At 42.1% G+C, this 13,281-nt stretch carries 9 protein-coding genes; 1 reads left to right on the top strand and 8 read right to left on the bottom strand.

The annotated features are described in order from the left end of the window. Window positions 1-34 precede the first annotated feature (34 nt). From ACEQ81_RS06640 to ACEQ81_RS06610, 7 genes are read right to left on the bottom strand one after another with little or no spacing between them, the layout of a single operon-like run. Window positions 35-1,093 (bottom strand): cytochrome c oxidase subunit II, encoded by a 1,059-nt coding sequence (locus tag ACEQ81_RS06640; protein ID WP_411030066.1) that lies wholly within the window; start codon window positions 1,091-1,093, stop codon window positions 35-37. Between the two features lie 31 nt (window positions 1,094-1,124). Then, a complete protein-coding gene (locus ACEQ81_RS06635) occupies window positions 1,125-2,456 on the bottom strand; it encodes a quinol:cytochrome C oxidoreductase (protein WP_411030065.1) in 1,332 nt (443 codons plus the stop codon). Between the two features lie 17 nt (window positions 2,457-2,473). Further along, the gene (locus ACEQ81_RS06630; protein ID WP_411030064.1) at window positions 2,474-3,034 is read right to left on the bottom strand and encodes a c-type cytochrome; all 561 of its coding nucleotides are present in this window, start codon (window positions 3,032-3,034) and stop codon (window positions 2,474-2,476) included. A 2-nt stretch (window positions 3,035-3,036) separates the two neighbouring features. Continuing rightward, window positions 3,037-3,567 (bottom strand): DUF3341 domain-containing protein, encoded by a 531-nt coding sequence (locus ACEQ81_RS06625; protein WP_411030063.1) that lies wholly within the window; start codon window positions 3,565-3,567, stop codon window positions 3,037-3,039. Window position 3,568: 1 nt separating this feature from the next. Then, window positions 3,569-5,296, bottom strand: coding sequence for an NrfD/PsrC family molybdoenzyme membrane anchor subunit (gene nrfD, locus ACEQ81_RS06620; RefSeq protein ID WP_411030062.1), 1,728 nt, complete (start codon window positions 5,294-5,296; stop codon window positions 3,569-3,571). Window positions 5,297-5,329: 33 nt separating this feature from the next. Further along, the gene (locus tag ACEQ81_RS06615; protein WP_411030061.1) at window positions 5,330-8,458 is read right to left on the bottom strand and encodes a TAT-variant-translocated molybdopterin oxidoreductase; all 3,129 of its coding nucleotides are present in this window, start codon (window positions 8,456-8,458) and stop codon (window positions 5,330-5,332) included. A 38-nt stretch (window positions 8,459-8,496) separates the two neighbouring features. Further along, a complete protein-coding gene (locus ACEQ81_RS06610; protein ID WP_411030060.1) occupies window positions 8,497-9,876 on the bottom strand; it encodes a c-type cytochrome in 1,380 nt (459 codons plus the stop codon). A gap of 233 nt (window positions 9,877-10,109) precedes the next feature. Between ACEQ81_RS06610 and ACEQ81_RS06605 the strand changes: the two genes are divergently transcribed. Further along, entirely contained in the window at window positions 10,110-10,481 is a 372-nt protein-coding gene (locus tag ACEQ81_RS06605; RefSeq protein ID WP_411030059.1) for an SPOR domain-containing protein, read from the top strand. A 49-nt stretch (window positions 10,482-10,530) separates the two neighbouring features. On the opposite strand, the gene infB is transcribed toward ACEQ81_RS06605, so the two are convergent. Next, complete coding sequence (gene infB / locus ACEQ81_RS06600; RefSeq protein WP_411030058.1) at window positions 10,531-13,248, bottom strand: translation initiation factor IF-2; 2,718 nt, start codon at window positions 13,246-13,248, stop codon at window positions 10,531-10,533. Between the last annotated feature and the right edge of the window lie 33 nt (window positions 13,249-13,281).

The raw sequence follows: 13,281 nt of genomic DNA, 5'->3' as shown, positions 1-13,281 counted from the left end.
TGTTTTTTTATTAATTTCTTTTAAGTAGCCTAAATTACTGTGCCGGGGTCATTGTTTGTCCAAACGTTTGTTGTTCGGCCATCCATTTCTCGTATTCTTCCTGGGTTTCCACAATAATTTTCATTTGCATATTATAATGTGATTTTCCACAAATCTTGTTGCAGAGTAAAATATAATCGTACTCCCAAGGATCAGAATTATCTTCTCCTTTGGCAGCTTTTTCAGCCCTAATTTTATTGATTCTTTGAACTTTGTCCATTACGTCCGGATCTCTTCTCATCTCTTCGGTAGTGGTGATCGGAGTAAACGAAAATTGGGTAATCATTCCTGGGACACAGTTCATTTGAGCTCTAAAATGGGGCATGTAAGCAGAGTGCAATACATCTTGTGACCTCATTTTAAAGTTTACTTTTCTCCCCACTGGTAGGTGTAGTTCCTTTACAATGACATCATCGGAGGCATTTGGATCTGACTCATCCAATCCAAGTACATTGGCTCTATCAATATCTATCATTCTAACACTTGCATCACCTAGGACATTATCCGCTCCTCCGTATCTTGCCGTCCAATTAAACTGCTGCGCGTATAATTCCACGATCAGAGGGTCATCTTCTTCATTGATATCCATTATATTGGTCCAAGTATATAATCCCCATAGGATCAATCCGGCCAAAACAATGACAGGAATGATGGTCCATATAAATTCCAGACGATCGTTATCTGCATAGAATAAGGCTTTCTTCCCTTTTTCCCCTCTATATTTATAACTGAAGTAGTGCAACAAGGCCTGGGTAATTGTCTGTACAAAAAATATGATCACAAAGGACACCAACATTAGGTAATCATACTCCGCACCATGTGCCGAGGCAGCCTCGGGCAATAGGAATTTGGTATACTTCCAAAAACTAAAAATGGTTATTGCGTATATAAATATTAGAAAGGCGAACATGAGGTAACCGTTATACTTGTTATCGGTATCGGTCGCCACCTGGGAGTTGTTTGCCTTAACTTGCGACAATTCAAATATTTTGGTCATTTGCCAAATTGCAATTGCCACTAAGACTAAAACAGCTATGGTTAATAATGCAGTCATTGTATGATCTCTATTATACTTTAAAAACTAATTAATAATGAAAATGCCTACTTTCTTCAATGAACGGATTGCGTTTGGGTTGCAGCGGAGCGTTTGTTAACGCCCTGAAAACCCAGAAAATAAACAATCCTGCAAAGAATAATATGGCTCCAATTTCGGGAATTCCAATATACCATTGGTCTCCTACCGTCGCCGGCATTATCATATTAAAAATATCTATGTAATGTCCTATCAAGATAATGATACCAGCCATAAGAACAAACCAGTTGATCCTCTTATAGTCGCTATTCATCAAAATTAAAAATGGAAATATAAAGTTTAGGGCCAGCATGCCAAAGAATGGTAGCTTGTAATCTTCTATTCTGGTTACAAAATAGGTTACCTCTTCCGGAATGTTGGAATACCAGATCAACATAAACTGTGAGAACCACAAGTAGGTCCAAAAGATGCTGAAACCGAACATAAATTTGGCCAAATCATGGATATGGCTATCATTTACATCTTCCAAATAACCTCTGGATTTTAAGTAAATTGTTACCATGGATATCACAGTGATACCGGAAACAATCATACTTGCAAACACATACCACCCAAACAAGGTACTGAACCAATGGGGATCCACGCTCATGATCCAATCCCAAGACATTATGGATTCGGAAATAAGGTAGAACACCAAAAAGGCAGCTGAAATTCTGAAATTTTTCTTGAAATTAGAATTGTCATTGGCTTCATCTTGTGCCAAGGAGAATTTCCTGGAAAACTCACGATATAAAATCCATCCTCCTAAGAATATGGCCGCTCTGACCAAAAAGAAAGTAGGATTTAAGAACCCGGCCTTTCCTTGTAGTAATTTATCGTGTGCTACTACATCTGCATCCATCCATACGAACAGATGGTTCATGTGTAATACAGATAGTACCAAGATTACAAAAACAATGATACCGCCAGGAACCAAGTAAGCTGTAATACCCTCCATTACACGGAAAAGCAGTGGGGACCAGCCAGCCTGCGAAGCCCGCTGAATGGCATAAAATGCCAATACACCAAGAGCGATCATCATAAAAAAGAACGCAGCAACATAAAGGGCAGACCACGGTTTGTTTTGAAGTTGATGTAACAAATGTTCATCGTGTGACGCGCTATGACCTGTATCGTGGGCACTTTCTGCACCATGATCCGCAGGTACAGCGTGCGAGGCTTCCTCACCATGGGCAGCTCCGTGACCGTCATCATGGCTCGCCACTATGGCCTTTGCTTCTTCTACCGTAGCAGGTGCAGAAACAAAACCAATGCCAATACCCAATAACCCTACGGCCATTAAAATGAAAGAAGCAATTTTTAATCTGTTTGAAAAAGTGTACATACTTCTGGTTCTATCAATTATTTTGTTAAGTCTTGTTTTAGTTGCATAACGTAGTCGGCTACCTTCCAACGTTCTTCATGATCTAATTGCCCGGCATAAGAGCCCATTGAGTTTAAACCATAATAAATGGTATGGTAGGTACTGCCTGCAGTAATATCTCTGGCTACATCACCATAACTGGGCACTCCTAAAATCTTCTCTCTTTCTACAAGATTGCCCTTGCCACTTCCTTTATTGCCATGACAAATAGCGCAATAAATATTATATAACTCTTTCCCTTCGGCAAGATTGGCCTCACTTTGGAGCGAATCTAAAGGACTTACATCCAATCTGGCCAATTCTTTTCCCTCGGGAGAATTATCAAATTTATAAGGCATCCATCCTCTTGGTATGGTATTTTCTACGGGAAGCTGAGCTTCCATACCACCGGGAAGAAAACCTATCTGGCCGTAAGTTTCATAACCAACAGGCACATACATATTGGGCATATATTGATAGTTTCTGCTTTTTTCGTGCGAGCACGATGCAAGGCCAAAAACCATCAGCAATACAATTCCTATTTTCTTAAGACTGCTCATATTCAATGACTACTTTTTTCTGAAACGTTTACTTCTACGGCCCCGGTATCCAATAAGAGTTCCTTTAATTCGGCCTCATTGTTATGCACCTCTATTTCCATTACAAAATGGTCGTCCGTGGTTCTTACATCAGGGTTTTCTGCCTTTTTAAACGGCCACAATCTACTTCTAAGGTAAAAAGTTATCACCATTAAATGCGCTGCAAAAAACACCGTAAGTTCAAACATGATGGGCACAAAGGCCGGCATATTTTCTATATAACTAAAACTAGGTTTTCCTCCTATATCCTGTGGCCAATCGTCTATCATGATATAGTTCATCATAACAATGGCAACTATCAATCCCACACATCCATACATGAAGGAGGTAATGGCGATTCTTGTTGGGGCCAGTCCCATGGCCTTGTCCAATCCGTGAACCGGAAACGGACAATATACTTCTTCTATATGGTGCTTGGCAGCTTTAACTTTCTTTACCGCATGCATTAGCACATCATCGTCATTATAAAATGCCTGTATTACTTTAGATGCCATATTACTTGTTGTTATTTAAAGTCTTAGCTTGCCCGGCCCAATCGTCTCGTTGCGCCCTTCCCGGGAACGAACCGGTTATAGAATCTAATAAATCGTATTCTTTTTGGGTCATTTTACTTACCTGAGCAAAGCTAAAAATACCTATCTGATTAAGAGTTGTCTCCATCTGAGGACCTATCCCTTTTACTTTCTTCAAATCATCAGGGGTATCCTTGGTTGCATCAAAGGTTCCCAGGGCACCCAACAAATTGGACACATCTTCTGATGCCTTTGCCTCTGGTGCTTTCTCTTCCGCTTTAGTTTCTGTAACCGTAGCAGCTCCCTTTGTTATTTCGTATAACGGTTTTCCTTCGTCCCTCAATCGCTTATATCGCTCTCCAGAGGATTTAAGAATAGATTTCACCTCTGCCTGTGCAATCACTGGAAAAGTTCTGGCATATAGTAAAAAGAGTACAAAGAAAAACCCTAGAGTACCCAAGAATATACCGATATCCACAAAGGTGGGTGAGAACATTGTCCATGAAGAAGGTAGGTAATCACGGTGCAGCGAGGTAACAATAATTACAAAACGTTCGAACCACATTCCTATGTTTACCACAATGGAAATTAAGAACGAAAACACGATGCTTGTCCGTAGTTTTTTAAACCACATGAACTGAGGAGAGAACACATTACAGGTCATCATGGCCCAATATGCCCACCAATATGGTCCTGTAGCCCGATTGAGGAATGCATATTGCTCGTATTCCACACCAGAATACCAAGCCATAAAGAGCTCCGTAATATAGGCACAGCCAACGATTGAACCGGTGATCATAATAACAATGTTCATCAATTCTATATGTTGTACCGTGATGTATGCTTCCAAACTACATACTTTTCTCATTATTATGAGCAACGTATTCACCATGGCAAAACCAGAGAACACTGCTCCTGCAACGAAATAAGGTGGAAATATGGTGGTATGCCATCCTGGAATTACCGAAGTGGCAAAGTCAAAGGATACGATAGTGTGCACAGAAAGTACCAAAGGTGTTGCCAAACCGGCCAATACAAGGGATACTTCTTCAAAACGTTGCCAGTCTTTTGCGCGACCACTCCAACCAAAACTCAGTAAACTGTATATCTTCTTTTGAAAGGGTTTAACCGCCCTATCTCGTATCATGGCAAAATCTGGCAATAGGCCTGTCCACCAGAATACCAAAGAAACCGATAGATAGGTGGATATTGCAAATACATCCCAAAGTAGGGGCGAATTAAAGTTTACCCATAAGGATCCAAATTGATTTGGAATGGGCAATACCCAATAGCCGACCCATACACGACCCATGTGGATAACTGGGAACAATCCTGCCTGAATTACCGAAAAGATGGTCATAGCCTCCGCAGAACGGTTAATGGCCATTCTCCATTTTTGTCTAAAAAGCAACAATACCGCAGAAATCAAGGTTCCGGCATGCCCGATACCTACCCACCAAACAAAGTTGGTAATATCCCAAGCCCAGCCAACGGTCTTATTGAGTCCCCAGACACCAATACCTGTGGAAATAGTATAAATAATACAGCCGACACCCCATAGGAACGCCACTAAAGCAATGGAAAATACAATCCACCATTGTTTATTGGCCCTCCCTTCTACCGGAGCGGCAATGTCCACGGATACATCATGGTAGCCTTTATCTCCAAGAACTAAGGGTTTTCGTATAGGTGCTTCGTAATGCGATGCCATAATTTATGATATAGTTACTTGCTTATTTTATGATTATGCTTCGTTGGTATTCCTCACTTTAACATGGTAGAACACATTGGGTTTTGTTCCTACATGTTCCAATAAGTGATACATACGGTTACTTTCTTTTAATTCGGCTATCTTGCTATCCTCGTCATTAATATCTCCAAACACCATAGCTCCACTACTACATGCCGCCGAACACGCGGTCTGGAATTCTCCATCCTTTATTGCGCGCCCATCTCGCTTAGCGTCCAAAATAGTTTTCTGCGTCATTTGGATACACATGGAACATTTTTCCATTACCCCTCTAGATCGTACGTTAACATCTGGGTTGATTACCATTTTGCCCAAATCATTGTTCATATGATAATCGAACTCGTCATTATTATTATAAAGGAACCAATTAAAACGACGTACTTTATAAGGACAGTTATTGGCACAATATCTAGTCCCAACACATCGGTTATAGGCCATATGGTTCTGACCCTGTCTACTGTGCGATGTAGCGGCCACAGGGCATACGGTTTCGCACGGAGCATGGTTACAATGCTGACACATTACCGGCTGAAAAGCTACCTGTGGGTTAGCAGATGGATCTTCCAATTCACCAAAACCTCCCAAGGATCCTTTATCGCCCGAAAGACCATCAAACTCATCTTTTTTAACGTTGTCTTGTTCAAAGGTATCTTCTGAAGAATAATACCTATCTATCCGTAACCAATGCATATCCCTGGATAGTCTGATCTCTTGCTTACCAACAACGGGAACGTTATTTTCGGCATGACATGCAATTACACAGGCACCACAACCGGTACATGCATTTAAATCTATGGACAAATTGAAGTGATGACCGATAGATCGATCAAAACTGTCCCATAAATCAACAGTGGTTGCGGGCACTTCTTGATGGTTAAGGGAAACCTGTGGAACAATGTTCCATTCATGGGCATCCTTGGTATTAAATATTTCCAAGGTAGTTTCCTTAATGATATCTCCTCTACCCATTAAGGTATTATGGAGTTGCACACAGGCAAACTCATGCATACCCGTAGATTTTTCAATACTTACGTCTTGTATGTTGGAAAAGCCCTGATACAATGCAAATGCATTGACACCTGTCTTCATTTCCTCTTTCATTCCAACGGTCTTTCCATAACCAAAGGAAAGTCCGACTGTACCTTTGGCCTGTCCGGGTTGAATCATTACCGGAACATTATCTAAGGCAACCCCATTGGCCGTAATTTTTACATAACTGCCATCTAGACCACCGTTGGCAACATTCTCGTTCTTTAACCCTAAAGCCTCTGCATCGGCTTTGGAAACGGTAAGGTAATTGTCCCAAGAAACTCTGGTAATAGGATCTGGGAATTCTTGCAACCATGGATTATTGGCCTGTCTTCCTTCTCCCATACCTACTTTGGAATAAAGGGTAAGTTCCATATCGGCACTTGCCGCCCCTACCAAATTTCTTACCGCCGTAGCAATTGGATCTATCGCGGGTTGGTCATCTGCCTGATTGGCATCGTTGGAAGCCGTAGCATCATCGGCCGTATCTTCGGACATCACATCAGATGACGCACTAAAGACACCATCGTGAAGTGCTTTGTTCCAGTCTGATCCTCCTAAAATATTTGCTTCCCAATTTTGGGTAATATAATCGTAATAGCCTTTATCGCTGTCCATCCAAGTAAGCAACGCACTTTGCAGTTGTCTTGTATCGAACAATTCCTTTATAACAGGTTGCATTAAGCTATAATGTCCTTTTTTAATTTCACTGTCGCCCCATGACTCCAAGTAATGCGGAGCTGCTGCAACAAATTGCGAAACCTGGGCTGTCTCGTCATTATTGGTTGAAAAATAGACCGAGAGATCAACATTCTTTATTCCTTCACCAAAATCTGCCGCATTGGGCAAGGAATACATTGGATTTACACCATCCATGATCAGTGCGCCTACTTTGCCGGACTGCATATCCGAAATTAAAGTAGCCAGTGCTTTGATATCTCCTTGTCTTACATACTTGGGAGCCTTGGTATCGTAAGCTTTGCTCCCCAGTAATTCATTGATGGCAAGAACTACAGCTTGTGCATTAACATCATCTATTCCGGTTACAACCACAGCATTGCTGCCCGCCTTGCGAATTTCGCTTGCTACTGCATCAACCGCTTTTTCTACACTTTCCGGAAGCTCACCACTAACGGTACTATTATTTAGTTTACCATATAACTTGGCCAGGGCAATTTTTTGCTCTGCCGCCGTAATGGGTACTCGTTTATCAGCATTGGCCCCAGTGAGCGACATATTAGACTCGAACTGCGTATGTTTAGACATTTTTCCTTGCTTCGGAACACGCCCTTTGGCGTAACCGCCATCATACCCACCTCCTTGCCAGTCCGCTAAGAAATCGGCCCCAAAGGAAACGATGACCTCAGCTTTCTCAAAATCGTAGTCGGCCATAGCCCTTTCACCGTATCTCGCCTCAAAAGCAGTAAGTGCTGCATCTTGCGAGATAGCGTCATAGGTAACGTGGGTTACATTACCGAAGGCTGCCGTAAACTCGGCAATCAGTTTGGTAGTAGAGGGACTTGCATATGTTTGTGTCAACAATGCAATCTGTTTCCCAGAATTTTTTAGACTTCCCAGTTTGGATTTTACCGCGGCATCCAAACTATTCCATTCTATAGGCTCACCATTTAGAAGTGGTCCTTGCAATCTTGTACTATCGTATAGAGAAAGTACCGAGGCCTGAACCCTGGCATTTGCACTGCCTCCAACTTTAGCATCTGTATTATTTTCTATTTTAATGGGCCTACCTTCTCTGGTCTTAACCAGAATGCTGGCAAAATCAAATCCATTGGCAATCGTAGTTGCGTAAAAATTGGCAACTCCGGGAACGATACGTTCTGGCTTTACCACGTAAGGAATAGATTTTACAACCGGTCCTTCGCAAGCGGCCAGAGAAGCAGCGGCGGTACTGAAACCGACATATTTTAGAAAATCCCTCCTATTGGTGCTTGTGGAGGACAAGGTGTCCTTATCACCAAGGAATTCATCTACAGGAATTTCCGCAACAAATTCGTTCTGTCTTAGCGTCTCAACAATGGAATCGTTTGGATTTAACTCCGCCTCGTTTTTCCAATATTTTTTGTTTGATGCCATACGATATATCTGAAATTATCTTCTTAAAATTGTTTTGATCAATAGTGACACTTACCGCACTCCAATCCGCCCATTTGCGCCGCGGTCAGTTGGTCAACTCCATATTTTTTGGAAAGCTCCTCGTGTATTTTTGCATAATACTCGTTGCCCGCTACCTTTACATTGGTTTCTCTATGGCAATCAACGCACCATCCCATTGTTAATGGGGCATACTGCGACATGATTTCCATTTCCTCTACAGGGCCATGACAGGTTTGGCATTCGATTCCTGCTACGGAAACGTGCTGCGAATGATTAAAATAGGCAAAATCGGGAAGGTTATGTATCCTTACCCATTCCACGGGCTGGGTCTCCCCGGTATATTTTTGATTTTCCTCATCCCAACCAACTGCTTTGTAAAGTTTTTTGATCTCTTTGGTATAGAATTCGTTGGTGTACCCGTTTGCCAAATCTTCTGGAGTTGGACCTTCAGGGTTACCTTTATATTCGTAGATAGATTTGTGACAGTTCATACACACATTAAGTGATGGTATTCCCGAAGTCTTTGAAACCCTCGCCGAAGAATGGCAATACTTACACTCTATCTTATTGTCCCCGGCATGCACTTTATGGGAATAGTGAATGGGCTGTATAGGAGCATATCCCTGATCTACACCTACTTGCATCATCCAACCATACGCAAAATAACCACTGGCCAATAGCAAGAAGATTACTGAAACCAGCACTAAGAACTGGTTTTGCGCAAAAGCTTTCCAAATAGGTATGCGTTTCTCCGCCTTTTCCTTTTCCAATACCACTCCATTAGCCTCTGCGATTCTTCGCAAGGTTTTATTGACCAGTATCAACATCATTACCAAAAGCCCAAACACAAGGGCCAAGGCACCCAAAATTATTTCGTTGGATATTCCTGAGGAAGATTCCCCGCCGGTTGTACCCGCCGCGCCTGCTGCTGCAACTGGCGGAGCCGGTGGTGGTGCGGCCGTGTAGGCCAAAATATCGTCTATATCGGTATTGCTCAACGTAGGAAATGCGGTCATTGCCGCCTGATTGTATTCTGCGTAAATCTTAACGGCATAAGCATCTCCCGATTTTATCATTCCCGGGCTGTTCTTTATCCAAGCATAAAGCCATTCAGTATCCAATCCTTCATCGGCAGCCAATCTAGAAGCCACATTTGCCAAGGCAGGCCCTGTCATTTTCCGATTTAGGGCATGGCAAGCCGCACAATTTTGATTAAACAGTGATTTTCCCTTGGCCACATCACCGCCGGAAGCACCACTGGTTTCTTCAGCTGCAACTTCCGTTCCCGGAGCCGCCGTTTCGTCTTGTGCAATAATGGAAATTGAAAAGAGTAGGAAAACTACTAAGCTGATACCTAAATTTTTAGAAATTTGATTGCGGTATGGAACCTTTTTCATATTAAAAATATTTCTATCGAAATCTTGGCACGATAATTACTATTACTAGGACAATAACAGTACTATATCGCCGTTCAAATTGAAGGCAAAAATACGACATAGACTTTATTTTGGAAATGTTAAGGGATTTATAATTTATAATTTATATTAATTCTAAATAATCCCAAATTATTTAGTTTAAAAATTAAAATCTACTTTTGTACGGCCTAAGGGAAACTAATTAAAAAGAAACGATGAAAACGTTTATATATACACTTGTTATCTGTTGTTTTACCATATCCGGAATGGCTCAGCAAGGCACCATAACCATTGCACAGGACGAAAGGATCAACGATCTTTTAAAAATCTACGAAGCTCATAATGCGGAAATTGATTATTACAGAATCCAGGTCTTTTTCGGCGCATATAATGAGGCACAAAATACCAAATCGAAGTTTGAGTTGGATTTCCCGGGATGGTCTTCCGTCATCAAATTTGAATCTCCTAGTTACCGCGTGCGGGTGGGTAGATTTAAAACCAAATTGGAAGGTGAACGCAAGCTTATGGAGGTTAGGAAAAAATATCCTAGTGCCATGCTTTTAAAACCGGAAAAGCCTAAAAAGTAAATGGCTTTGAAACGCATTTAACCTTCTAGGCCCTTTTGTACTAAAAATCTTATAGTTTCTTTTTCACCGCAACTTCCTGGAAGGCCTCTACAATATCACTTTCCTTGATATCATTGTAGTTTTTAACCTGTAACCCACAATCATATCCTTTGGCCACTTCTTTTACATCGTCCTTAAAACGTTTTAGAGAAGACAGCTCGCCGGTATAGATGACCACACCATCTCGAATAAGTCTTATACTGGAGTTTCTGAAAATCTTACCACTGGTAACCATACATCCTGCAATGGTACCCACCTTGGAAATCTTAAAGGTCTCCCTTATTTCGGCAGTACCCGTAATCTCTTCCTTCATTTCTGGGGAGAGCATTCCTTCCATGGCATCCTTAAGGTCGTTGATCGCATCATAGATAATAGAATACATCCTTATATCTATCTCCTCTTTTTCTGCAATCATCCTGGCATTGCCCATTGGCCTTACATTAAACCCAATGATAATGGCATCCGAGGCCGAGGCCAACAATACATCCGATTCGGTGATTGCGCCAACCGCCTTGTGTATAATGTTTACTTGTATCTCATCCGTGGACAATTTTTGGAAAGAATCCGTAAGTGCTTCCACAGATCCGTCCACATCACCTTTAAGAATAATATTCAATTCTTTGAAATCGCCCAGGGCAATTCGCCTTCCAATTTCGTCCAGGGTTATATGACGTTGTGTTCTAACAGTTTGTTCGCGCTGTAGCTGACCTCTTTTTGCAGCAATCTGTTTGGCTTCCCTTTCATCTTCCAAAGTATTGAACTTGTCGCCCGCTTGCGGTGCACCATCCAAGCCCAAAATAGATATCGGAGTAGAAGGTCCTGCATTTTTAATATTTTTTCCGCGTTCATCTTGCATCGCCTTTACCTTACCACTGCAGGTACCTGCCAAAACGTAATCTCCTATTTCCAACGTTCCGGCCTGAACCAATATGGTGGAAACATATCCCCTACCTTTGTCCAGAAAGGCTTCTACTACAGTACCAACGGCCAACTTATCCGGGTTTGCCGTTAGTTCTAAAAGTTCTGCCTCCAACAACACCTTCTCTAAAAGATCTTTGATTCCTTCACCCGTCTTGGCAGAAATATCGTGAGACTGTATTTTACCTCCCCAGTCCTCTACCAAAAGATTCATGGCGGCCAAACCTTCCTTAATCTTATCCGGATTTGCCGTAGGCCTATCTATCTTATTTATTGCAAAAACAATGGGCACGCCTGCCGCCTGCGCATGGCTGATGGCTTCTTTGGTTTGTGGCATAATATCGTCATCCGCTGCAACTACGATGATAGCAATATCTGTTACTTGTGCTCCACGCGCACGCATCGCCGTAAAGGCTTCGTGACCCGGTGTATCTAAAAAGGTAATTTTCTGACCACCTTCCAGGGTTACCCCATAAGCACCGATATGCTGTGTAATTCCACCGCTTTCACCTGCTATAACATTTTCTTCCCTAATGTAATCCAATAAAGATGTCTTACCGTGATCTACATGCCCCATTACGGTAACGATGGGCGCTCTTGGTTTTAGATCTTCCGGCGCATCTACTTCTTCAACAATGGATTCCTCAATATCTGCCGTTACAAATTCTACTTCATATCCAAATTCATCGGCTACAATGGCAAGTGTCTCGGCATCTAAACGCTGGTTCATGGTAACCATGATTCCCAATGACATACATGCGGAGATAATCTGGGTAGTACTTACATCCATCATGGTAGAGACTTCGTTTACCGTTACAAATTCGGTAACCTTCAATACCTTACTGTCCAGTTCTTGTTGTTCAAGATCTTTTTCTGTCTGCTGACGGTGTTGATCTCTTTTATCCCTTCTATATTTGGCTCCTTTGCCTTTTTTGGATTTACCCTGTAACTTCTCTAGGGTTTCCCTTACTTGTTTTTGAACTTCCTCTTCTGTAGGCTCTACCTTGGAAACAGGTGCAAATCGTGTTCCGGCTCCTTTTCGTGCTCCTACTTTACCTCTCGCACCGCCACCGGATGCCCCGCTATTACCTTTCTCGCTAACAATACGTTTTCTTCGTTTCTTGCGATCTATGGCTGCACTGCTTTCTTTAGGTGGTTCCTTCTTTTTCTTCGGCTTTGCAAATTTGGTAAGATCTATTTTATCTCCCGTAATTTTAGGGCCGGAAAGTTTCTGATATTGGGTAGTAATGGATTTTGGCTTGGTATCTTCAACAGTTTCTTTCTGTTCTTCAACTTCAGGTTCTTCTTTTTTGGCTACCGGGGCCTTTTTTACGGGCGCCTCCTTTTTGGCGGGCTCCGGAGTCTTTGGCGACTCTTTTACCTTGTTTTCCTTTACTGGTTCAACGGGTGCTTCGGTTTCTTCTTTCTTGGCCGGGGTCTTCTTCTTTGGCTCCAAATCTATTTTGCCTACGGTTTTAGGACCGGCGATTTCAGCTTTGGCCTTTACCAACTGCTCCGAAGATCTTTTTTCCCTGGCTAACCTCTTCTCTTCCTGTTCTTGCTCTAGCTGTATCCTTAGCGCCTCCTTTTCCTTGCGCTTTTCTTCACCTACCTCCTTGGATGCAACCTTCTTGCTCATATCCGTCTGGAACTCGTCCAAAAGCACTTGGTATACCTCATCGGATATTTTGGTGGTAGGCCTTGCCTCCACCTCATGTCCTTTGGAAGAAAGGTAATCTACCGCTCTATCCAGTGAGATATTAAGCTCCCTAAGGACCTTATTAAGCCTTATTGTTGCATTCTCTGCCATAAATAATAAATCCTATTTCTTATAATTTGCCGC

The organism is Spongiimicrobium sp. 3-5, assembly GCF_046557915.1.
In the GTDB taxonomy this organism is placed as follows: Bacteria; Bacteroidota; Bacteroidia; order Flavobacteriales; family Flavobacteriaceae; genus JBHEBG01.
Note: the sequence above shows the minus strand (reverse complement) of the source record. Positions and strands in the feature narration are given on the sequence as shown.

What these genes read in the sequence shown, in the direction of transcription:
- ACEQ81_RS06640 (WP_411030066.1), bottom strand. Translation starts at nt 1,093, where the DNA reads ATGACTGCATTATTAACCATAGCTGTTTTAGTCTTAGTGGCAATTGCA.
- ACEQ81_RS06635 (WP_411030065.1), bottom strand. Translation starts at nt 2,456, where the DNA reads ATGTACACTTTTTCAAACAGATTAAAAATTGCTTCTTTCATTTTAATG.
- ACEQ81_RS06630 (WP_411030064.1), bottom strand. Translation starts at nt 3,034, where the DNA reads ATGAGCAGTCTTAAGAAAATAGGAATTGTATTGCTGATGGTTTTTGGC.
- ACEQ81_RS06625 (WP_411030063.1), bottom strand. Translation starts at nt 3,567, where the DNA reads ATGGCATCTAAAGTAATACAGGCATTTTATAATGACGATGATGTGCTA.
- nrfD (WP_411030062.1), bottom strand. Translation starts at nt 5,296, where the DNA reads ATGGCATCGCATTACGAAGCACCTATACGAAAACCCTTAGTTCTTGGA.
- ACEQ81_RS06615 (WP_411030061.1), bottom strand. Translation starts at nt 8,458, where the DNA reads ATGGCATCAAACAAAAAATATTGGAAAAACGAGGCGGAGTTAAATCCA.
- ACEQ81_RS06610 (WP_411030060.1), bottom strand. Translation starts at nt 9,876, where the DNA reads ATGAAAAAGGTTCCATACCGCAATCAAATTTCTAAAAATTTAGGTATC.
- ACEQ81_RS06605 (WP_411030059.1), top strand. Translation starts at nt 10,110, where the DNA reads ATGAAAACGTTTATATATACACTTGTTATCTGTTGTTTTACCATATCC.
- infB (WP_411030058.1), bottom strand. Translation starts at nt 13,248, where the DNA reads ATGGCAGAGAATGCAACAATAAGGCTTAATAAGGTCCTTAGGGAGCTT.